Genomic DNA, 21,454 nt, shown 5'->3' with positions numbered 1-21,454 from the left:
GCCTCGGCATCGCGGCCCGCAAGCCCCACATCAACCAGTAAGCACCGGCATGCAGGAATAGCCGGAACTGGTTGGCCGTCGCTCTGGTGCAGGATGTGCGGTCGGCGGCAAGATGCGTCTTCCACGTGATGTGGTTCTCGGCCGCGCCGCGCCGGCAGTAGACATCCTCGTAGAGCGCCTTGGCCTTCCCACCGGCAAGGTTGGTGACGACGAAGCGGATATCGCCACCTTGGGCGCCGACCTCGACCCGCGCGATGATGCGCTCGACGCGGCTCCAACTAGCGGCGCCGTCAACGAACTCCTTGAACCTGCGGACGCTTGCCTGTCTTGGCCGACGCTTCGAAGCGCGCCGTCGTGCTGGCCTCCAGATCCGCGACATGCTTGCGCAGGGTCGTGGTGGGCGCGAGGCCAAAGATGAAGTCGACGTCGTTGGCGCGGCACCAGTCGATGACCTGCGGGTTGCAATAATGGCTATCGCCGCGGAGCAGGATTCGAATGTTCGGCCAGTTGATCCGGATCGCCCGCACCAGACGGTGCAGGTGGGGGCGGATCTCAGCCCCACTCGGCCGCTTGGCCGGTCGCAGGATCGCGCTGACGAACCGTCCCGCACCATCGAACACGACGGTCGGCTGGAAGCCGTACTCGTCATGGTGGGCATTGAACAGGCGAAGCTGTTGGCCTCCGTGCACAGCGTCGAAGGTGTCGTCAATGTCGAGTACGATCCGCTTCGGCACCTGCCGGAACGAGGCGCAATAGAGATCGACCATCGCCCGTCCCATCGCGACCAGCTCCCGCACGCCGGGTAGGTTCTCCAGCCGGCACAGCGTCGATTGCGACGCCAGATCCCGACCCGACGGCAGCACATCCTGGGCCATCTTGAAGACCGGATCGCGGCGCAGCCGGTTGGCGTCGTTGCCGTCCTCGTAGCCGGCGGCGATCATCTTCATGCGAAAGCCGATCATGTCCGCCAGGCTGTGGACGACCTGGTCCGGGCAGCGCGGATCGTCGATGCAACGCGCCAGACGGTCGGCCACCCGCAACCGCTTTTCCACCTCGGCCAAGGCCAGAACGCCGCTGTTGGACGACAGCATGCCGCCGTCGAAACGGGCGACGACGGACTTGCCGCCGACTGATGACAAACCGCTCAGCGGCAGCGCAAGATCGTTCATGGTGGGTGTGGTCTCCGGGAAATGGTTCGGATCGGCTTAAGCAACCAAATCCTACGTCATTTCAACGGCTTGCGCCACATCCACCAACCCCCATGAATTTTTCAGGCTAGGATCCGGACCCATAAAGGGATTCCACTGACGGTGGTTTTATGAGTCACGGTCTCCCAAGGGAGGCCACAAATGAATCGCGATTATTTCTGGCTGACGGAGGAGCAGGTTTCGCGGCCGCAGGCGCTGCTGCCAACCGACACGCGCGGCAAGCCAAGAGTCGATGACCGCCGAGCGATTAGCGGCATCGTCCATGTCCTCAAGTCCGGCGGCCGCTGGGTCGATGCCCCGCAAGTCTACGGGCCGAGAAAGACGCTCTACAATAGCTTTGTCCGATGGGCTGCCAAAGGCGTTTGGGTCGACATCTTCCACGCCCTGGCCTCGGCTGGCGGTCCTCCGGCTGAGGTCCTGATCGACTCTTCGGCCGTGAAGGCGCATCGCTGCGCTTCTGGCGGCAAAGGGGGGAGCAAAATCAGGCGATCGGCCGGTCGCGCGGTGGGCGAACCACGAAGATCCACGCCCTGACCGATGGCCTGTGCCGCCCGATCGCTTTCCTCTTGACCGGTGGCCAGGTCGCCGATTGCAGCGCCGGAGATTTGCTTCTGGAGCAGATGCCCAAGAGCCCGATCCTGCACGCCGACAAGGGCTATGATACCAATGCCATTCGCCACAGGTCTAGGCTAAAGGGGCGATGCCGAACATTCCGCCGAAGCCAACCGGCGCTGGAAGAACTGCTTCTCCCCGTTCCTCTACCGTGATCGCAACGCCATCGAGCGCATGTTCGGACGGCTCAAGGATTTCCGCCGCATCGCCACCAGATACGATCGATCGGCCACGAACTTCCTCGCTGCCGTCTGCCTAGCCGCTACGGTCAGTTACTGGCTGTGACAGTTGTCCTCGACAAACAGAAGCGAACTTGCGCCCTGAAGCAGGGTGATCGCTTCAGAAACGGTGCGAAGGAGTATGTCACTCGCCGGCTCGATGTCGTGGATGAGGCCGGCGGCCTCACCAATCATGATCGCGGCTATTGTGGGATCGCCGCTTGCCCACGCTTCCCGGTAGGCAGCGGACTGCGCGTCAATGTCGGCGAGGAGATGGGCCTCATTGCCGTGCCAGGCTTCCGTAAAAGCATTCTTCCGAACGCGCAGTGAAAACCGCGATGGCCAATCCAGGCGGCGCGCTAGGTCCATCACCGAGGTTCGAACCGTGTCGTCTCCGGTCGCGGCAAGGGCAGCCTGGTGCAGATTTGGATGAACGAGAGCCTCCAACGAGGCCCAGAAACGTGATCCCATCACGACGCCATCAGCGCCAAGCATCAGCGCCGCTGCAAGCCCACGACCATCGGCGATGCCACCGGCCGCGCAGATGAGCGTGTCCGGCGCCCGTCGCCGTACCAAGTTCGCGACCTCCGGAACAAATGTGAATGTCGCTCGCTTCTCACCGTGACCGCCGGCTTCCGCGCCTTGGGCGACGACAATGTCGGCTCCGGCATCAAGAGCGCGGCGCGCGTCGTCGAGGCTCTGGACCTGGCAGATCAAGGGGACCCCGGCGGCCCGTATCGCCGGCGAAAAAGGCGCCGGGTCGCCAAAGGATAGGAAAATCGCACTTGGTCGCCGCTCCAAGGCCTTATCGAGCAGGCGCGGGTTCCTGGCGAGTGACCAAGTTATGAAGCCGCAGCCGACAGGTCGGTTGCCAGATCGCTCGAACTCTCGCGTCAGCCAATCAGCGTCGCCATAGCCGCCGCCGATAAGACCAAGCCCTCCGGCTGAACTGACCGCACCTGCGAGTTCCCCGCCCGATGCGAATGCCATCGGCGCGCTGATGATCGGATGCTGCAGTTTAAGCCGATCAGTGAGACGGGTTACGATGCGCATCATCACTCCAACAGATTGCCTTGAGTATCGCAGGTTCGGTTGATCCTATCGAGCCCCGCTCAGCGCCCCGCGATTAACGGCAACCAGAGCCGCCAGCGCAGTCGACCGACGGTTATGAGTCCGGACCCTAACCCATCAGCAAACTTACGACCGGGCTTCGAGCCCGTCACCGATCGATCCAATGGCGCTGCGGTTACCTGGACGGACCTGAAAACCAGCCTGTCACAGCCTTAGCTTCGGTCCATCCTGCAATGCGGCACAAAGCAGATTTCAAGATCATGCGCGGCGTGAGATCTGCGTGGCCATCATCCTGAATCTCGTAGGCGCCAAATGGGCCTCGGCACATGAGGTCACTAACACTCTCGGTCTCTTTAGCCGCAGGCGGCAGTGAGCTCGGCTCAGCGCTCGTAATCGTTATCATTTGAGCGCTGGGTCTTGCGGTCCTGCTCTTCCGACTGCCGTGCCTTCTGTTTGTTGGCGTCCTTCTGCTTGGCTGCCACCTTCTCCTGCTCGGTGCCGGTGCGCGGCTGCTCCGGCTCGCGGGGATCGTCTCGAGTTGGAAGGTCTCGCCCTCGCGGCTCGCGCTCGGGGATCGGCTCGCCACCGCCACCACCACGACGCTGCTGCTGCCGCTCGAATTGTAGCCGCGCGAGACGGTCGTGCATCTTGTCGTTCACCTCTTCACGATACTGTTCGAACTGTCCTTGATGGGCCGGCGGCAGCGTCTCGCGCATGTTGTCCAGAGCCTGATTGACGCGGGCCATCTGACGCCGCATTTCCAAGGGGGTTTGCGCCATGTTCAAATCTCCTAGCAGTGCATTCAATTCTCTCATACCGGGATGGGACAGGAAAGACTTTTGCCCCGATTGATCAGCTCCGCGACCCGCGGCAGGACCTGGCTGCCCCTCCCCTGTCCGGTCGCGACGGAACTGCAGAAAATTGTTGCCGATCGACTCCGCTGCCGTGAGAGCCTGACCGACTACGCCCGCGGCCCGCATCGTCGTCACAGTCTTTTGCCATGCGGCAGCGATAGCATCGCCGTTCACGACAAGGGATTGCCCATCCAAACGGCGTTGCCGCTTGGCCTCCACCCGCTCGATCGTCCTGGCGCTGACCTGGTAGCGCGGATCGCTCTGGGCGCGGCTGTAGGCTCCGGCATGCTCCTTCGTGAACGGACGCGTCATCGCATGGTCCATGCGCCGCGTCGCCACCATCGCAATGCCGTTCTCGCGTGCCTTTTCAGCAAAGGCCTCGCGCCAGGCCACCAGATCTGGCTTGTTGAATTTGAGGCGCTCGCCGTCGGCAGAGCGTGCCTGCACCATCGCATGGATATGGACGTGCTTGGTGTCCTTGTGATGCGCCAGGACGAACTTGTATCCTGGCGCTCGCTCCTCGAGCACGGCGCGCGCCGCAGCCATGACGGCGTTGGCATCGGTGCCGGCTCTTGCCGAGAAAAGCAGGTGATAGGCATTGCGCCGCTCACGCCCCGAAAACTGCGGGCGCCATTGTTCATAGATCGAAGCCGCCGCCTTGGTGGAGCTTTTCACAGCAGGCACAGGCTCGCCATTTGCGTGGCGGATGTGGCTGTGGGTGCGGATGAACTTCTGCAGGAAATATTTCGCTTTGGGTTCACGGCTCACGGCCGCCGTTACCTCTGCCTTGGCGACCACCCCCGCCTCGCCCATGGCTTCAGACAGGCGCGCTTCGATCTTGTCGAGCGCCTTGCTGCGCGAATTTTTTTCCCGACCGCCGGCGAGCACCTTGGCAAGCGGTCCGGCCCGCTCATCGGTATGCGCGTAAACCTCCACCGTCTGTCCATCCTGCGCATAGATGAACGGTTTTGCCCCGAAGGCCTTGCTCAGCGCCTCGCTCAAGGCGGCATCGGTGACCTCGCTAGCGAGATCGAAGCGAACCTCGATAAAATTGGTGTTTTCCAAGGGCGGTTCGAACGTCTCGCAAAACGATTCCAGGAACGCCTTTCTTGCGGCACCTGTCGCAAGCACCTGCCCGTCCTCGTCGAAAATCTCGATGTCGTGTTTCTCGCCTTTTTCGTCCTCGCGCTTCCCGATGTAATTGAGCAGCCGGGCGGCAGCTTCCTTGGTCGATGGCGGATTGGGCATGACCTTGAACACGGCAGGCTGCGCGCCCGCCGCATAGCCTGCCCGTGCCGCCACGGCCCGCGCCTGATAGCCCGTCCGCGCCGCTCGTGCCGTACCGCTCGGACGAACAGCACCACGACCACCGCCGCCGCGCCGCTTCCAGTCTTCCTCCTCCTCTTCCGGCCGGAAACCGGCGAGCGTGACGCCATAGATCATGATCGGCGCGCTAGCGGCCTTGGGCGAACTCGCAGCAGCAGTGGACTTCGGTGCCCTGCTGGACATGGAGCTCCCCGCCGCCCCCAATCCTCCCGGCGACGAACAATGGGCGCTCCTGCCGCCACCTGCCGTCGAGCCGCCTCCTTGCCCGAGGCGTCCGCCGCCACCGGTCCGCTCATAACTCTTCATCACCTGGAATTCACCGGCCGCGCGTCGGATGCCCGTCACGGACTTGTCGTCGTCGAGCTCCTCACGCTTCACGCCGGACTCGCCCCGCAGATAGCGTTCGATTTCGGCCGCGTAGCCAGCAAGACGACCGCTCATGGCCTGGCCTCCCTCGCCTTGCGTGACCCGCCAGTCATCGCCTTCAGTTCCTCGCGAAACTGCCGCACCAGGTTGCCCACGGCGACCAGCGCCTGTTCAAGATCCTCATCGTGGGCAACACGGCCGTCGTTCATGGCGCGCACGGCCTGATTGAAATTGATGCCAACGCGCCGCAGCTGATCGGTCATGTCCACGATCGCCGGCCGCAACGCCTCTGATGCGATAGGCAGATGCCCGACCTCTGCCCGCACCAGACGCCGGACGACCTCGCTGACGGTAACGCCGTCTCGCTCCGCAATGGCTTTAAGGTTGGCCAGCTCGTCAGCCGAAAACCGGATGTGCGTCACCTCGCCGTAGCGTCGTGACGCGTTCTGTACCGCTGCTTTCTGGGCGCCTGCATCCATCTCTCAAGCCCGCTTGCGGGCGCTAAGGCCCGACAGGGCCGCGCCGCCTATTTTGTGTGTATCACAAAATAGGCTATCCTGCCAGAGGAGATGGAAAAGGACAAAGCCGACGTTCCTTTCTCACCAGCCCAGTTGTCAACCGCAGCGGGCCGGTCGCGATGTGTTTCCATCGTGACTTGATGTAGTGTGTCTATGATGCGTTGAGGACTTGTTTCCATGTTAACATGGAAACATCCGCCCTCTGATGCGTAGTCGGAAATGCGCAGTCGATGGGCCACCGGACCTATTCCTTCGCTGCAGATAGCAGCTGCGCAAAAACCGCACCGTGAACGAGCCCTTATTGGTGCGCGCCTGGGTTGCCAAACCAGTCTTCCCCGTTGACTATGTCACCATGTCTCGACCGTGATATTGTTCCATGTTGACTTGTTTCCATGTTAACATGGAAACAAGGAGACAACGCCGGAAGGAGGCCCCCATGATCATATCCGCTGCGATCCCCAAGGGCGGCACTGGCAAATCGACGATGCTGCGCGCCCTCGCATCCGTCGCGCTGCATCGGGGCTATTCGGTCACCCTTATCGACGGCGATCGGCGGCAGAACATGAATCGCTGGTTCCAGATGCTGGGCGACGCTGGCAATTGTCCTGACACGCTCCAGATAGTGAGCGCGATGACCCCGCAGGAAATCCTCCGCGCGGCAGCCACTCACAACGGTGAACGCTCGGTCGTCTTGATCGATACGGAAGGCACCACAAACGATAACCTCATGGCCGGGCTCTTCGCCGCCGATATTGTCGTCGTGCCGGTCTATTTTGCCCTCGACGATGTGACCGCCGCCATCCAGATCACCGACCACTACATCCCACTGGCGGTCGAGAGCCGGGGGAGACCGTTGCCAGCGATATTCGTGCTGACCAAGCAGACCATCATCGATGGCAGGGCGCGAGCTCTGACCGAACTGCGCGCCATCATCCAGGCCAACGGCACGCCCATTGCAGAACACGTCCTGCACAATCGCGTTGCCTACCGCGACCTTCAGACCGGGCAGACCCTTTACAGCCCCGAGCTGCCTGACGCGAAGGCGGTTGCCGAGAGCGAAGGGGTCTTTGACGACCTTCTGCAAACCTTCATCGAAGCCACAAGGAACGCGGCATGAGTGAAGAAACCGCGCCGAAACCCGGTGACGACAAGAAAGCCCGCATGATGAAGGCCATCTCCACGCAGCCGCCAGCGCTGCCGAGCCTGTTCATCCCACCAAAGGTCGAGACGTCAGGGACCAGGCAGCAAGCTACGCCACAGATGCAGGAACCGACAAAGCCGTCCCCGGCAGCCGGGCCCGATTTTCGCAAGCTGCTGCGGCAGGGTCAGAAAAAGGACCCCATCGCCGGAAAGAAGATTCGCGAGGAGGAGATGATCCGCTGCGGTTACTACCTGACGGCTGCGGAGCAGCGGCAGTTCAAGTTGCTGGCGATCAGCAACGGGCACAGCATGACCGAACTGCTGCGAAAGGCTGTGCAGGATTATATCCGCATTCATAAGCACAAACTGCCGAAGGAATAATCAGCGGTCGGGAGTCGCTATCGCATGCCGCGACGGGTGATGTTCGTGGCTCTTTTGCGACGCGCAAAAAAAGGGCCCGCGACGGAGCACTCCGTCGCGGGCCCTTGAGACGTGTTTGCCTACTTGGGTTGGTTGAGGTGTTTCAGCACCTCGCCGAGGATTGCGTCTCGCACCGGACGCCCGCTGGCTGCCGCTTTGTCGTCGACCAGCTTTGCGGTCAGTTTGGGCGACAGCGGCATGAAGTCGTAGCCGTGTGAGATGGCTGCATGGCGAAGATCCTCAAGCGCTTCGGACGCGTGATCGCGGGTGCCAAGCCAGAGCGCGGACTCGTCGGTCACTTCGTGGGGGAACGCTTGCAGGAAGTAGGTGCGAAGCGGTGGGTCGTAACCGATGACAGCGTCTGGATCCGAGCGGACTTTTCCGGTGACGGTGCCAGTGACAGTGATGGTGTAGCGGCTCATTGCAACCTCCTTTTGCCGGTGGGGAAGCCGGCCCCTCGAGGGGCCGGCCACCAATGCCTCACTGGGGGTTGTTCCAGAGGATGACCTTCTTGTTTTCCTCGCCACCCGGGGCGGGAGCGAGATTGCCGAAGATGACGCCGATCTCGGGGGCCTCCAGCTTGACCGAGAGGTATTCCTCGCCCGAACGCTGGGAGATGCGGTGCCAGCCGGCTCCGATCTCGAAGCCCGTGCGCTTGTTGACGATCCGGTAGTCGGGGGCGTCCTCGCGCGACTTGTTGGTGTTCGGGATGAGGGTGATCGGGGCATTGACCCGGAGCGTGGCGAAGACGCCTTCCATCGAGCCGTCGGCCTTGGTGGTGAGGTTTGCGATCGTGGTGGCCATGGTAGTTCTCCTTCGGTTGCATCGGGACCATTCCCGATGGCGCCAAAGGAGAGGGCCGTCCTGCTGCGGTCATCTCGGCGAAAATTCTGGAAAATTCTATTTGCCCAAAAATAGCGGGCAGGCCCTTCGCCTGCCCGCAGACAAAAAACAGAAATCGAATTTTCCTGAATATTCGCCGAGTGTACCCCCAACGGGGGTTGACCGCACAAAGCAGGCGGTCGTCTACAAAGGCGACATGAAACGGGAATGGCCCCGGATGCGGCAGATGGACAAGACCTCAGGCCGCCATCGCTTGACCGCCGACGCAATGCTGCCGGATCGCAGGAACAGGCTGCAGCCTCTCGGGTCATGTCGCCTGCGTCGTCAATGCCTCAAACAGCAGCATGGCGCGTGAACCGCCTAGCGCGTTCGGTATGGCGTCACAGCGGTTTCGAGATCGGAGCCGACTGGCAGCGAACTTCACGCCCTCTGGGCGATGCCTCGCAGCCAGGTTGGATGACCAAGCAAGCCAGGATGTTCGGCACACTTTCACCCGCTTCAGATGCGAGACGGGTCAAGATGAACCATCCGTACAACGCCCCGCGGCTCTGCGCGTGGACCGGTTTCGAAAGGGGCCGGCTCCGTCCGCTCATACAAGTGATTAGGCGGCGAGGAGCCGGATCACATATCGGATTGAACCCGCAGGGCCTGTCGGCAGGACCGCATCCATCATCCTGGCAACGTTAGACGCTCATCCGGCGTCATGCGGGCTTCGGCTTGGCGGCGAATGTCCGGATCAGCATGGCGGAGCATCGCGCACCAGTCTTCCACATTGTACGTGGTCGCCATCCGGCCCCTGGCCAGATCGTAAATGACGCACGGCTTGTTCGCGATGGCGAGCCGAAGCACGTTGACGGCCGTGCCCGGTGATGCGCCGTCCCAGACCATCATCCCAAAGTCGGCGCGCCGCACCATCTCCCGGTCCTTGGCGGCGTGGAACCAGTGCTCGTGAGCTCCTTCAGGAGAAGGAACATGGTAGGCGGCCCAGTCGCCCAGATTGTTGCGGGGTTCCTTGCCGGCATGGAAGACCCCGACGTGCTCGTACTTGTAGCCGGCGAGCAGGCCTGCGCCTCGGCATCGGCTCCAGGCGCGTCGCCAACCAGCACGCCGTGCTCGGCAGCAACGATTGCGCCGATGCGAGCGATGGCAGGTTCCGGCAGCTCGAATATGTCGCGTGATCCACCTATGAATATCATCGACATGGTGACTTTCCCTTCTCTCCCGCGTCCCCCGCCCCGCGCCGGCCGCCCTCTCCCCTGGCCCTGCGCGAGGGATCGTCACCCGAAGGCCGAGACGGCAAAGCTGGCTCGGGAAGCGGCGGGACGCCGCGACGAGAGCCCGGCCGGCCGCAGGCCGGCGCGCCCGGATCCTGCAACTGCCGGAGGCGCTACGCGCATCTGGCTAGTTGCGCTTCGCGCTTGGAGCTAGTGGTCTTTGTCGGCCAGCCAGAGGCTCACGTCCTGGATCGAGCGCATGGCCGCGAAAGAGAACGTCAATCCAGACGGCTGACGCGGCGGCCCTCGCTGCGCCCTTCGACAAAGGCGCCTGCGATTTTCATCATGAATGCCTTGCTGAAACGACCGAGGGGCTTACCGTCGGCTTCGATGTACCAGGAGCGTTCGGCAATATCGTAGTTGTATTCGTCAACCACGATCCAGCAGCGTTTGAGATCGGTCAGACCGGCGCGGCGGCACTCGATAGTGGAGATTTCCAAACCGACCCGATCGCTGGTTGGTGGCTGGGTGGTTATCGCCAGGAGCGCGAGATGGGTCAGGCCATCTCTTGCGCCGCGGACAGCGATGACCACGCAGGTGGGCCGGCTCTTGCGGTCTTCCGTTTCGCCGCGCTCGTGTTGCCATGCCCAAAGATACGGGTAGGAGATCACCTGACCAGGCAGGAATCTACCGCTCCTCATCGTATCCTTCCCCGCGCGCCAATCGGTCGATCTCGGCGGCGAAGAGTTCCGTGTGTTCCTCCGGCATCTCGGAGACACGGTATGCGCGGCGGGGATCGCCGCCGATGCGCATCCGTTCGTAGTGCTCGTAACTCATCAGCACGAACCGGGGTTTCCGGTGCTTGGTAAGAATAACGGGTTCGCGGCTGGCAACGTCGGTGACGTCGCCAACCTGCTTGTTGAGATCCCCCGTCGTGAACTGGCGCATGGCTGGACTCCTTATCGATCTCCATATTATCTGGATTTTCTAGATTTGCAAGAAAACGGCGCTCACGCGCCGTCCTCCGCGAACCGCCACACGGGGATGCCGAGCCGACGCGCCTTGTCGGCAAGGTTCTCGGTGATGCCGGAGCCGGGAAAGACGATCAGGCCGTAGGGCACCACCGAGAGAAGCTGGTCGTTGCGGCGGAACGGAGCCGCCTTGGCGTGCCGGGTCCAGTCCGGCTTGAAGGCGATCTGGGTGACCTTGCGGTTCTCGGCCCAGCAGGCGGCGATGCGTTCGGCGCCACGCGGGCTGCCGCCGTGGAGCAGGACCATGTCGGGATGCTTCTCGCGGGCCTTGTCGAGCGCGTTCCAGATCCGGTCGTGATCGTTGCAGTCGAGACCACCGGCGAAGGCAATCTTGGTGCCGGCAGGAACGAGCACCTCGGTTTCGGCGTGGCGGCGGGCGGCGAGGAAGTCTCTGGAGTCGATCACCGAAGCGGTCATCGCCTGGTGGGAGACCTTGGAGCCGGTGCGCGGCCGCCATGCCGATCCGGTTTGTGCCTCGTAGAGGTCGGCAGCCTCATCGCGCATGATTTCCAGCACGTTGCGGCGCTCGATGTAGGTGATGCCCTCGGCGGTGAGCCGTTCCAGCTCGACCGACTTCACCTCGGAACCGTCCTGTTCCTGCTGGCTCAAGCGCTGGGCCTCCTCGTTGCGGTCGAGGCTGCGGGCGACGCGCTCGGCGGCACGGTGGAAGACGTTTGCGAACGACCAGAGCAGGTCGTCGAGATCGGGTTCGAGCCTGGTGTCGCCGAGCATGCCGGCCAAGGTCTCGACGATCCCGGCGAGGCCAGTCCGGATCACCTCGTCGTCGGGAAGTGGCCGAGGATCAGGTTCGTCCTGATGCGGACGGTGGCCGTACATCTGCAGTTCGAGGATGACGCGGTCGGTCGGCGAGGAGGCGTGGTAGGGCTCGTAGGCGTCGTCGAGAGGAAGCTCGTAGGTCACGGCGTGTCTCCGTCGGTTGTGGCCGCGCCCATCGCGGCCTGACAGCGCATCCCGGCCGCGCCCCGGACGCGGCCGCACCGAAGGCCGGAGCGCAAGCGGAGGACGGCGCCGCCGTTGCGGCCGTGACCGGGGCGTGGCAGGGGTCGCCTCTCGGGCAGGCCGCGGGCGCGGCCTCTCTGGTGGAGCGCCGCCATGTCTGCAGGCTGTCCGGCGACGCCGCGCCGGCCCGCGTGCCGGCCCGACCCATTCATCCGGGCGGCAGGAAGAGACGGGCATCCTCCGGGACGAGCTGGTCACTGAGCCATGCCGCGAGATGGGCCGGGCCGAGATGACGCAGGTCGTCGTTGAAATCGCCGAGCTGCGGCCGCAACACCAGGGCGAGGATCCCGGCTTCGCCGGCTCGCTGGCTGAGACGCTCGATGCCGTGCCGGCCGGCGGCATCGGCATCGGCCGCGATGTAGAGGCGACGGCAGCCAGGCGGCAAGGTCAGGCCGGCGAGGTGATTGGCCGAAGTGGCGGCGGCAACCGGCAGCGCCGGCATCACCGTCCGGAGCGACGCCATCGTCTCGAACCCCTCGCCGGCGGCCATGACGGGCGCACCGGGCTGGTGGCCGAGCCATATGGCGTTGCCAAGAAGATGCCCGAGCGAGCGGCGGGGATCGGCGAGCTGCGCCTTGCCGTTGCCCGAAGCATCGAGCCAGGTGCGTTGCAGGCCTGTGGTCTGCCCGTTGAGGTTGGTGACAGCGGCAATCAGCGCAGGAAGCGTCCGCGTCTCGCCCGTTACGAGATCTCTGTAGTAACAGCCGGGATGGAAGCGCAGGGCACGCTCACGTGGGGAGAGCAGAATGCCGCGGCCGGCAAGATAGCGTTCGGCCAACGTGCCGGCGATCGGCTGGGACATGCCGAACAGGCGACGCGCGGCGTCGGGAGAGCCGCGTTTCGCGGCTAGCTGGCGCCGCGCGTCAGGAGCTTGGGGCGGTGGCAGCGGCATGGAGAGGAAGCGACGTGCTTCATCCGCGACCTCGCGGAAGTCGACCAGACCACAGCTCTGCTCGATGACGTCAAGCAGGTCGCCATATTCTCCCGATGACTCGTCGACCCATTTTCCGGCTGCCTTGCCGCCAACCGCCTTGAGCCGCACATGCATGGAACGGCCGCGTGTGTTGCGGACATCGCCCACCATCCAGTAATTGCCCGAGCGATGGCCCTTGGAGAGATATTCGCGGCACACCGCCTCGGCATGATCGCCAAGGCGGCGTGCCAGCTCGGAGGCCGAGGCGGTCATGATCGCCTCCCCTCAAGCCGCCGAGGTACGGTCGGTGACGCCAACCAGCGTGTGGCGATCGAAGAGGGAGGCGAGGATGGAGGACCCTTCCTCGGTCGTCGGGATGAACAGCCGGAGCTTCCAGGAGATGATCTCGGCGATCAGTCCCAGCGCCTTCAGCCGGGGAACCATGGCATCGATGAAGCCGATCAATTCGACACGGTAGTCGTTCATGACGCGGCTGCGGCGCAGAATCAGGCCATCGGCGAGTTGCAGTCCGATCCGTCCGTCGACAAGCCCGGTCCAGGCATCTTCCGGCGCGAGCTTGGGTACATCGTCGAACCCCAGATTGCGCAACATGGTCGCGAAAAGAGTCGGCGCGATGTGACGACCGATGATGCGTTCGCCGGCATCGGTCTGGATCCGGTAGACCTGACAATCATGATCCGGCAGCCGACGCCAGATCGGCAACAGCAGACCCGTCACGATGTGAAAGGTGCTGGTGGTGAACTCCGGGACGGCGGTGACTTCTGCCTGCCACAGCTCGCAGAACAGTTTTCGGTCGGCGGGCTGCCAGTGGGTCTCGGCAAGGGCGTCGAGACCGAAGCGCAGTTCGTCCGTCGGCCGCAGCAGGCGCACTCGGTGTTCGACGGTTCCGTCGTCGAGCATCAGGCTCGCCGTGGGAACCCGGATCGCCGTGCGGTTCGATCGCGTGTTCACCAACAGAACCGCTTGCGGTTCCGCCCGGACGATGGCCAGCGCGTCGACGAGGCTGAGCGGCCGTGTACGGTCCTTGCGCGCGACGGTCAGCACATGCGACTGCGCGCCCGAGACCGGGTGCGAGTAGACGGTGCGGCGATCGGTGACGACGATGCTCTCCGCCGTGATCGTCTCCAGACCTTTGTCATAGGAGCCGGCAGCGATCGCGCCCTCGACCTTCGCCGCCATCAACTGCTCGAACACCTCGAACAGCAGGTTCTGGGTTTCGATGCGCAGCGCCAGCAGGCGATTGAGCCAGGTCGTGATCGGCGGCAGTTCGTCGCGCAGCCCGCCCTCGTCAGTCGTCAGCGACAGGCCGGTCACGGTCTCGAAGGTCGTGAGCGAGCAGCCCTCGATCCTGCCCTGATGCAGCAGCATGTAGAATTGGCGAAGTGCGGCCCGCGCGTAGGGGCTTTCGAGATTGTCCTCGGCACGGAACAGCCCTGCCCCGCCGGTCTGGCGCTGGCCGCGCGTGATCGCGCCCAGCGTGTCAAGCCGCCTGGCGATCGTCGACAGGAAGCGTTTGCCGGCCTTCACATTGGCGGCCATGGGCCGGAACAGCGGCGGTTGCTTCTGATTTGTGCGGTGGGTCCGCCCGAGACCCTGGATGGCGTTGTCCGCGCGCCAGCCGGCCTCGAGCAGATAGTGCTTGCGCAGCCTCTGGTTCCTGACCCCGAGATCGGCGTGATACGAACGGCCGGTACCGCCGGCGTCCGAAAAGATCAGCACGCGCTTCTCGTCATCCATAAAGCTCTGGGTCTCGGCGAGATTGGCCGAGCCAGGGCGATTCTCGACGGCAAGCCGGTCGATGCCGTCGCGGCCGGTCTTCTTCACGATGCGGCGGGACCGGCCGGTCACCTCGGCGACGGTGTCGGCGCCAAAGTGATGGATGATCTGATCGAGCGCGCTACCGACCGGCGGCAGCGATGCGAGTTTTTCGATCATCTCGTCGCGCCGGCGAACAGCCTCCCGGCATTGAACCGGGTTGCCATCTTCGTCGTGGACAGGCCGCGAACAGACATAGCCTTCGGCGTCCGAATATTCCTCGAACAACTGGGTGGGGAAGGAGTGCATCAAGTACCCGCCGACATACTCGCGCGGCGTGACGTCGACATGCAGGTCCGACCATTCCTCGGTCGGGATCTCGGCAAGGCGTCGTTCCATCAGCGCTTCGCCCGTCGAGACAATCTGCACGACTGCCGAATGGCCATCGGCAAGATCCTGTCCGATCGCGCCGATCAGGGTCGGCGTCATCGTCGAGGTAATCAAATGCGAGAAAAAACGTTGCTTGGTGCTCTCGAACGCCGAGCGCGCCGCCGCCTTGGCGTTGCGGTTCAGCGTGCCGGACTCACTGGTGATGTTGGTCGCCTCGAGTGCGGCGGTCAGGTTGTTGTGGATGACCTGGAAGGCGTCCGCATAGCCGTTGTAGATGCGAATCTGCTCGTCGGTCAGCTCATGCTCGAGCAAGTCGTATTCGACACCGTCATAGGAGAGCGAACGCGCCGTATAGAGGCCAAGCGACTTGAGATCGCGGGCGAGCACTTCCATCGCCGCGACACCGCCGTCCTCGATTGCTGCCACGAACTCGGCTCGGTTGGCGAATGGAAAATCCTCGCTGCCCCAGATGCCGAGACGCTGCGCATAGGCGAGGTTCTCGACGGCGGTCGCACCGGTCGCGGAAACGTAGACGACGCGCGCGTCGGGAAGGGCGTGCTGCAGCCGCAGCCCCGCCCTGCCCTGCTGCGAGGGCGCGACGTCGCCACGCTCGCTTTTGCCGCCAGCGGCATTGGCCATGGCGTGCGCCTCGTCAAAGATGATGACGCCATCGAAAGATTTTTTGGCCCCCGACTGGTTTTCTCCAATCCCTGTCTGGCTTTCTTTAATCCCCGTCGGGCCTTCGTTCCTTCCCGCCGAGTTTTCTCTGTTCCCCGTCGGGCATTCGTCCCTCCTCGCCGGCTTCTCTCCAGTCCCCGCCGGGCCTTCGGCCCTCGCCTCTTGTCCAACCCAGTCGAGGATCTGGCCTATCCGGGATTTCTTGCCTCCCCGTTCCTGCGAGCGGAGCGTGGCGTAGGTCGTGAACAGGATGCCCTCGGCAAGGCGGATCGGCGTGCCCTGCCGATAGCGCGACAGTGGCTGGACGAGGAGTTTTTCCTGGCCAAGTGCCGCCCAATCGCGCTGAGCGTCCTCAAGCAATTTGTCCGACTTGGAAATCCAGATTGCACGGCGGCGGCCCTGCAGCCAATTGTCGAGGATGATGCCGGCGACTTGCCGTCCCTTGCCGCAGCCGGTTCCATCGCCCAAAAACCATCCACGGCGAAAGCGGACAGCGTTCGCAGCACCTTCTGGCGCGGCCGAGACGACATCGCAGGTTTCGTCGACCGTCCAGGTCCCGGCGAGATAGCCGCAATGGGCTTCGCCGGCGTAGATGACGCTTTCGAGCTGGGCGTCCGACAGCAGGCCCTCGTCGATGATCTCATCAGGAAGAAGCGGGCGATAGGAAGGTTTTGGCGGCGCCACGGCGGCCATTGCGGCCGACTGCACGAGCGGCGTCGGATGCGGTTTTGCGCGGGGAATGTCGATCGACTGGAGCGCGTAGGGTTCGTAGATCGTGTCGGTGAGCCGGCCGCCCTCCTCCGGCATCCAGTCGCGTAGCTCATAGGCGAGGGGGACCGCCGGCGTGCTGTTTGCCTTGACCTGGCGGGCGGGTTTCGCCTGCGCAATCGGGCGGAACGGTTGGATGGCCTTCGGAGCAGCCGTTGAGACAGCGAGGGGTGCGGCTCTCGCCCCCGATCGGGCACCCATGTGCGCTGCTGCCTTCCTCAGGATCCCGTGCGACAGAGCGCCGATCGAATCCGGAAAGCCGCCCGGTGTCCGGGGCGGCAGATCCGTGATCCAGGAGAGCAACGTTTCGACATCTGCGGCCTTGCCGGGCGACCGGATGAAGCCGGTCGGGTCGGTGGCCGGTACCTTGTCGATAATTGTCAGGCGGGTCTCAGTGGTGGTGCCATGGCGGGCATAGACACGGCCGTCGATCGCTGCGGTGAAGACAATGGTGCCCTGCTGCTGCAACCGTTCGAAGGCCGGCCGCCATTTGGGGCTTTCCGAAGACAGCCCGGTGCCGGTGATGGCGACCAGGCGCCCGCCCGGACGCAGGCGTGCGAATGCGGAGGAGAGGTGCCGCCATGCCGCATCGGCGACATGGCCGTCGACATAGGCGCCGACGGTGAAGGGCGGATTCATCAAGACGACGGACGGCTTGATCGCAGGTTCGAGATGATCGTCGATATGGGCAGCGTCGTGCCGAGAGACGGGCATGCGCGCAAACAGCAGGCCGAGGAGATCGGCCCGCGTCGCGGCAAGCTCGTTGAGGGCGATCGAGGCGCGCGCCATCTCGGCATGGACGGCGAGCAGACCGGTGCCGGCCGAGGGTTCGAGAACGAGGTCGCAAGATGCGATCGCCGCGGCGTGCGCTGTCACGAAGGCAAGCGGCAAGGGCGTCGACAGCTGCTGCATGGCCTGGCTCTCGTCGGACCGTCGCGTATGGGTGGGAAGAAGGTCGGCGATGCGCTTGATCATCGCCAGCGTTGCCTGGGGCGTGGTGGACCGGGACAGGATCGCAGGGCCGAACCGGCGCAAGAACAGCACCTGGGCGACTTCGAGCGCCTCATAGGCGTCCTTCCAGACCCAGAACCCTTGCGCATCGCTGCCGCCAAAACCTGTCGTCATGGCGGTGCGCAGTGCGGCGGTGGTGACAGGCTTGCCCTGCTCGAGGAAAGGCAGAAGCCGCATTGCCGCTTGATAGATTGCCTGGGCGTTGTTGATGGAGGCCGGCGTCGGCGCGTCGAGGGGAGCGGCAGTCCGCGCAACGGCAGGTGTGGTCGAAACGATGTTCATGGAGATGTCCTTCGCGAGAGGGGAGGCGCCCGCGCCGGCACTCTCTCCGCGCCAGCCGGGCCGCGCTTCTCCCCGCTCCCCTCTGCCTCTGGCGCCGATCCAACAAACGGGTTGCGCTCTGCGCAAACCCATGACTTGATGCGCGCACAGGGATGCGGCGGCGACCTGGAGCTGCGGAGGTGATGCGACGGTTCAGAATTGGCAGTGAGGTCTACGAGGAGGCAGCGCCTGACCTGCAGGCGGCGCTGGCGAACGCCTATGCCCGCACCGAGCGTCCGCTATGCCTGTGCCGCGAGCCGGGCTGCCCGATGTACATCGCCCGCATCGGCGACCTTCACCTGATCAAGCGCATGCCGCTGAGCGGCGGCGGGCATGATCCATCCTGTGATTCATATGAATCGCCTTACGAGCTGTCCGGCCTGGGCGCCTTGATGGGCAGCGCGATACAGCTCGATCCGCAAAGCGGCTTGGCGGCTTTGAAACTCGATTTCAGCCTGTCGAAGACGGGGAGCCGGGCAGCGTCCGCGCCTGCTGGCCAGAGCTCCGCCAGTGTAGCCGCCGACCCCAGGAGGATGTCGCTGCGTGGCCTCCTCCATTATCTGTGGCACGAGGCCGAATTGACGGTCTGGACATCCCGATGGGCTGGCAAGCGACATTGGTGGAATGTCCGCTGGCATCTGCTCGAGGCTGCCGGGCAAATGACGGTGAGGGGCGGGCCGCTCGCGGATATCCTGTTCGTGCCCGAGCCATTTCGCGCCGAGAACAAGGAAGCGATCGAGCAGCGTCGCAATGCGGTTCTTGCACCTGCGCTCCCGCCGAAATCCGGCCCACGAAAGCTGCTGGTCCTGGTCGGCGAGGTGAAAGAGATTGTTCCTGCCCGCTCCGGTCAGAAACTCGTCATCAGGCACCTGCCCGGTTTTCCCTTCATCATCGACGATGCATTACATCGGCGTTTGCCGGTACGTTTCGAGAAAGAATTGTCGCTGTGGGGAGCAGATTCCAGCTCACATCTGATAGTGATCGCGACCTTCGGATTGAACCCGGCCGGTCTCGCCATTGTCGAGGAGGTCGCGTTGATGGTGGTGTCCGAGAACTGGATTCCTTACGAGACGGTTCCGGAGAAGCGGCTGGTCGACGCGCTCGCCCGCCTTCGCGAGAAGAGCGTGAAGGGATTGCGCTACGACCTGCAAACCGACCAGCCGATCGCCAACGCTTTGCTCCAGAACAGGCAGCAGCCGATCGCGCTCTTTGTCGTCCCCGCCGGTGCGGACGAAACATTCGAGGCTTCGTTGCAGGATATGGTCGCGAACCGGCCGGAGATGGGTGCGTGGACCTGGCGGGTCGGTGACGGGGAGATGCCGGCCCTTCCATAGGCTGGGAACGACATCTCAGATTTCCATCAATGCCGTGAATCGATTGGCGGCCATCGATTCAGACATGCGTTGGACAAGGATCCCCGTTGTCTTGGACCATGACGGTATGGTGAGGGGTGACCAGCGATCGTCTTTTTCGGTGACCATGCTGTGGGTTTGCGAAGATCCGCGGCGTAAGCACAGTGGGCGCCTGATCGTTGTCAGCGTTGAACTCGGCATGCCATTCGAGCTGTCCGAACCCCGCGTTGCATCGGCGAGCGAGACGCTGGAGAGTTGGCTTTCGCATCGGCGTCCGTCCAGGGCGGCACCGCGGTCGATGGTTGCGTTGGGTGGACGATAGGCCTTGGCCAGCGTAGATGTGACCCGATCCCGCAACGGACCGATTCCCATCCGAAGGTGGTGCAATAAATGAAGCGGCAGAGCCGACCCTTCATCGTCGAGGTGAAGAAGAAGCGTGGCGAATCCGCGCGGCAGCGTTCGATCTAGGGAAATCTCGATCTCGCTGCGATCGACGCGGAAACGGCGCGGGAGCTGACGAAGATCAAGTCGGATGTTAGCTGTTATGGCGAGTCATCCGGCGGGTCGCGGCGTTCTTCGATAATCGCCCTGGCCTTCTCGACTGCCGCGATCGCCTTCGGCAGCCAGCGCTCGAACTCTACTTTGGAAAGGCCCATCGGCTGGGATGGTTCTGGATCGCGGAGGTTGGGACGGTCGGGCACGGCTGAGGACGAAGACCTCGTCCGTGTTGGCCTCGAACAGCATTAGGATGCGGTCGCCGATGGCGACACATTCGTTGATCCAGCGACGATCGGAATCGCGGTACCTTGTAGTTCGATCGGGCGGCACATAGACAATCGTGAAGTGTGACAGCGTCTCGCCCGTCGGCGCCGCATAGAAGTGCTCTTCCACCTCGATGACGACCCCGCCGGTGCTGTAGGAGGTGGCGACCGTGTCGCCGGGACGTACGAGATCGGCGACCGTTAGCGCTCCTGGGGGCGTGCGCCGGTATTGGCGGCGATCTGGGGCACCGGGGCTTGCGGTGTAGGTCGAGTACGCCATAGGTGTCCTTGCCGGCCCCTGGCGGGTGTTTACGGGGGGTCCGCATCGTTGTCTCCTCCCCTCCTGGCGCCTCGTGCGCGAGTTGCCGGCAAGCGGCTGTCGATCTCGTCGTCCGACAGGTCTTCGAGCAGTTTCAGGATCGTTCGTGGCCACCGTTGTTGACGAGAACGACGCGTTTGCCACGGTGGTCCGCGGGCCAGGTGTGGGGATTGATCTCGCCGGCGATCCCCCTGAAGTCGGGATGCGTCGCGTTCCAGATCGCCTCGAGCTTTTCCGCGCGGGTCATGCTGTCGCTCGCGCCGGTCTCGTGGGCGATGATTGCGGCGCGCATCTTGTATCCGGGGATTGCCGATCCGTGAGGTCGCAAAAGCCATGAAAACAGCGTTCGCGGCCCCGGATCCGGATCGCGAAGAATACGCTGGTCACGTTGCCGGCCTTGAACTCCGACATGCCGAACATGCCGGTGCGCTTGAAGAGCGGCGGCAGCAAATCGAGCATGAAATGGTATTCTGACGCGGTGATCTGGAACCACTCGCCTGAATAGGGAGTGCCGGAAAGCAGATCGATGCCGGGAGTATCTTTGTGTCGGCTGAACAGTTGGAACATCTGCTCGCGGGTGGCGACGCCGTCGAGCACCTTCCTGAAGGGTGGATGTGCGGTCATGGGGTTCTCCTGAACGCGGGTCGGCCGCGCGCGGCATGAACCGCGTCGTCGCAAGTGCTTGGTGATGTTGTGGCTGTCGACTGGCCGAGCCTGCGGCCAGCGTGTGCACCGGCGATGATGGGGTTTGCAGGGTTCAGGCGGCGCGTCGTTCGGAGGAAGGCGAAGCGTCTCGACCAACCCCGGTGATGGCACGGACGGCGGCGGCGAGCGCCGGGATATCGTCGAGCATGCCGAGCGCGACGAAGTGGTTGGCCCCGCCGGTATAGTCCTTGCGGTCCTTGCAGGTGCGGATCAGGATGCCGGACCTGAGGACAAACCGAACTGGCCGACCTGGATGTAGGCGCGGTGATGGTGCAGGGTAATTTCACCGGAAACGGCTATGCCCGCCTTGTTCGAGCGCAGGTCGAAGCTTCCTGCGGCAGGGCAAGTTCGTTAGCGAGTTTCTTCAGCCGTGAACGGGCTGTCGTGTGAAAACGTCTCTTCTGCTGCTCGTCATAGGAGCAGCTTCTGTTCCAGTCGAACATATCGATCTCCATGAAATGGAACAGGCCCGGGGGGGGGGGGGGGGGGGCCGGGGGGGGGGGGGGGGGGGGGGGGGGGGGGGGGGGGGGGGGGGGGGGGGGGGGGGGGGGGGCGGGCCCGCGCCCGGGGGGGCCCGGGGGGGCGGCGCGCGCCCCCACCGCAGCGGGCGGGGGCCCCC

At 63.9% G+C, this 21,454-nt stretch carries 18 protein-coding genes and 2 pseudogenes; 5 read left to right on the top strand and 15 right to left on the bottom strand.

Annotated elements, in window-relative coordinates; all coding sequences use genetic code 11:
* Window positions 1-1,169 (bottom strand): annotated as a pseudogene (locus NKI63_RS29380) (IS1380 family transposase); the annotation flags it as partial.
* 180 nt (window positions 1,170-1,349) lie between these two features.
* Here NKI63_RS29380 and NKI63_RS29375 point away from each other — a divergent pair.
* Window positions 1,350-2,105 (top strand): annotated as a pseudogene (locus NKI63_RS29375) (IS5 family transposase).
* Here NKI63_RS29375 and NKI63_RS29370 read toward each other — a convergent pair.
* The 3 genes from NKI63_RS29370 to NKI63_RS29360 all read right to left on the bottom strand — a co-directional run bounded on the left by NKI63_RS29370 (window position 2,093) and on the right by NKI63_RS29360 (window position 6,134).
* On the bottom strand, window positions 2,093-3,091 hold the full coding sequence (locus NKI63_RS29370) for an NAD(P)H-dependent flavin oxidoreductase (protein ID WP_036246111.1): 999 nt from the start codon (window positions 3,089-3,091) through the stop codon (window positions 2,093-2,095). The pseudogene NKI63_RS29375 and the gene NKI63_RS29370 sit on opposite strands and share 13 nt — an antisense overlap.
* 398 nt (window positions 3,092-3,489) lie before the next feature.
* Window positions 3,490-5,730 (bottom strand): relaxase/mobilization nuclease domain-containing protein, encoded by a 2,241-nt coding sequence (locus NKI63_RS29365; protein WP_352468573.1) that lies wholly within the window; start codon window positions 5,728-5,730, stop codon window positions 3,490-3,492.
* Entirely contained in the window at window positions 5,727-6,134 is a 408-nt protein-coding gene (locus NKI63_RS29360) for a hypothetical protein (RefSeq protein WP_023723225.1), read from the bottom strand. Before NKI63_RS29360 ends, NKI63_RS29365 begins: the two co-directional genes overlap by 4 nt.
* Window positions 6,135-6,549: 415 nt before the next feature.
* Between NKI63_RS29360 and NKI63_RS29355 the strand changes: the two genes are divergently transcribed.
* Together NKI63_RS29355 and NKI63_RS29350 are read left to right on the top strand one after the other, a co-directional pair.
* Entirely contained in the window at window positions 6,550-7,290 is a 741-nt protein-coding gene (locus tag NKI63_RS29355) for a nucleotide-binding protein (RefSeq protein WP_352518112.1), read from the top strand.
* Window positions 7,287-7,694 (top strand): hypothetical protein, encoded by a 408-nt coding sequence (locus tag NKI63_RS29350; protein ID WP_352468574.1) that lies wholly within the window; start codon window positions 7,287-7,289, stop codon window positions 7,692-7,694. The genes NKI63_RS29355 and NKI63_RS29350 overlap by 4 nt, the downstream gene beginning before the upstream one ends.
* Before the next feature lie 119 nt (window positions 7,695-7,813).
* Here the strand turns inward: NKI63_RS29350 and NKI63_RS29345 are convergent, their stop codons facing one another.
* The 8 genes from NKI63_RS29345 to NKI63_RS29310 form a co-directional block, all read right to left on the bottom strand.
* Window positions 7,814-8,155 (bottom strand): hypothetical protein, encoded by a 342-nt coding sequence (locus NKI63_RS29345; protein ID WP_352468575.1) that lies wholly within the window; start codon window positions 8,153-8,155, stop codon window positions 7,814-7,816.
* 58 nt (window positions 8,156-8,213) lie between these two features.
* The gene (locus NKI63_RS29340) at window positions 8,214-8,537 is read right to left on the bottom strand and encodes a DUF736 domain-containing protein (protein WP_006205585.1); all 324 of its coding nucleotides are present in this window, start codon (window positions 8,535-8,537) and stop codon (window positions 8,214-8,216) included.
* Between the two features lie 708 nt (window positions 8,538-9,245).
* The gene (locus tag NKI63_RS29335; protein WP_352468576.1) at window positions 9,246-9,491 is read right to left on the bottom strand and encodes a hypothetical protein; all 246 of its coding nucleotides are present in this window, start codon (window positions 9,489-9,491) and stop codon (window positions 9,246-9,248) included.
* A gap of 577 nt (window positions 9,492-10,068) precedes the next feature.
* On the bottom strand, window positions 10,069-10,491 hold the full coding sequence (locus tag NKI63_RS29330) for a hypothetical protein (protein ID WP_352468577.1): 423 nt from the start codon (window positions 10,489-10,491) through the stop codon (window positions 10,069-10,071).
* The gene (locus tag NKI63_RS29325) at window positions 10,478-10,738 is read right to left on the bottom strand and encodes a type II toxin-antitoxin system prevent-host-death family antitoxin (protein WP_352468578.1); all 261 of its coding nucleotides are present in this window, start codon (window positions 10,736-10,738) and stop codon (window positions 10,478-10,480) included. The genes NKI63_RS29330 and NKI63_RS29325 overlap by 14 nt, the downstream gene beginning before the upstream one ends.
* 62 nt (window positions 10,739-10,800) lie before the next feature.
* Window positions 10,801-11,742 (bottom strand): DUF2493 domain-containing protein, encoded by a 942-nt coding sequence (locus NKI63_RS29320; RefSeq protein ID WP_352468579.1) that lies wholly within the window; start codon window positions 11,740-11,742, stop codon window positions 10,801-10,803.
* Window positions 11,743-11,989: 247 nt separating this feature from the next.
* The gene (locus tag NKI63_RS29315) at window positions 11,990-13,027 is read right to left on the bottom strand and encodes a DUF7146 domain-containing protein (protein ID WP_352468580.1); all 1,038 of its coding nucleotides are present in this window, start codon (window positions 13,025-13,027) and stop codon (window positions 11,990-11,992) included.
* Window positions 13,028-13,039: 12 nt separating this feature from the next.
* A complete protein-coding gene (locus tag NKI63_RS29310; protein ID WP_352468581.1) occupies window positions 13,040-17,659 on the bottom strand; it encodes a strawberry notch-like NTP hydrolase domain-containing protein in 4,620 nt (1,539 codons plus the stop codon).
* 182 nt (window positions 17,660-17,841) lie between these two features.
* Between NKI63_RS29310 and NKI63_RS29305 the strand changes: the two genes are divergently transcribed.
* Window positions 17,842-19,032 carry a DUF1173 domain-containing protein gene (locus tag NKI63_RS29305; protein WP_352468582.1) on the top strand — a complete coding sequence of 397 codons (1,191 nt, stop codon included), beginning with the start codon at window positions 17,842-17,844 and terminating at the stop codon, window positions 19,030-19,032.
* A 570-nt stretch (window positions 19,033-19,602) separates the two neighbouring features.
* Here the strand turns inward: NKI63_RS29305 and NKI63_RS29300 are convergent.
* The 3 genes from NKI63_RS29300 to NKI63_RS29290 form a co-directional block, all read right to left on the bottom strand.
* The gene (locus NKI63_RS29300; RefSeq protein WP_352468583.1) at window positions 19,603-20,091 is read right to left on the bottom strand and encodes a hypothetical protein; all 489 of its coding nucleotides are present in this window, start codon (window positions 20,089-20,091) and stop codon (window positions 19,603-19,605) included.
* A gap of 133 nt (window positions 20,092-20,224) precedes the next feature.
* Window positions 20,225-20,377, bottom strand: coding sequence for a hypothetical protein (locus NKI63_RS29295; protein WP_352468584.1), 153 nt, complete (start codon window positions 20,375-20,377; stop codon window positions 20,225-20,227).
* Entirely contained in the window at window positions 20,374-20,754 is a 381-nt protein-coding gene (locus NKI63_RS29290; protein WP_352516378.1) for a DUF1419 domain-containing protein, read from the bottom strand. The genes NKI63_RS29295 and NKI63_RS29290 overlap by 4 nt, the downstream gene beginning before the upstream one ends.
* Before the next feature lie 124 nt (window positions 20,755-20,878).
* On the opposite strand from NKI63_RS29290, the gene NKI63_RS29285 reads away from it, so the two are divergent.
* A complete protein-coding gene (locus NKI63_RS29285; protein WP_352468586.1) occupies window positions 20,879-21,094 on the top strand; it encodes a hypothetical protein in 216 nt (71 codons plus the stop codon).
* The last annotated feature ends 360 nt before the right edge of the window (window positions 21,095-21,454 follow it).

Origin of the sequence: Mesorhizobium sp. M0410 (genome assembly GCF_040321435.1) — a bacterium.
GTDB lineage: Bacteria > Pseudomonadota > Alphaproteobacteria > Rhizobiales > Rhizobiaceae > Mesorhizobium.
This window is presented reverse-complemented; position numbering and strand designations above follow the sequence as displayed.